Here is a 449-nt window from a genome sequence, read left to right on the forward strand (position 1 = left end):
TCTTCAATTCGCTTCTGATTTCGCCCAACCGTATCAACATAAAACCCTCGACACCAAAATTTGCGATTCCCATATTTATACTTTAAATTTGCGTGTCGGTCGAATATCATTAAGCTACTTTTACCCTTTAAATATCCCATAAATGAAGAAATACTTAGTTTCGGTGGTATACTCACTAACATGTGAATATGATCTGGGCAAGCTTCTGCTTCATGAATTTCAACGCCTTTTCTTTCACATAATAACCGTAAGATTTGACCAATACTTGCTTTGTATTTCCCTTAGATTATCTGACGTATATATTTTGGGGCGAAAACAATATGATACTTACAATTCCATGTAGTATGTGCTAAACTATTATTATCCTGTCTCATCAGGGGTCCTCCTTTAGTATATTAGTTAGTGGTCGGGAAACCTTATCTAATATAACACTTTAGGGGGACTTTTTT

1 pseudogene is annotated in these 449 nt (G+C 35.2%); it reads right to left on the bottom strand.

The features are described 5' to 3' along the window. A pseudogene (gene tnpA, locus HMPREF2571_RS10290) lies at positions 1-374 on the bottom strand (IS200/IS605 family transposase); the annotation flags it as partial. Between the last annotated feature and the right edge of the window lie 75 nt (positions 375-449).

The sequence above is a fragment of the Streptococcus sp. HMSC068F04 genome (genome assembly GCF_001837455.1).
Classification (GTDB): domain Bacteria; phylum Bacillota; class Bacilli; order Lactobacillales; family Streptococcaceae; genus Streptococcus; species Streptococcus salivarius_D.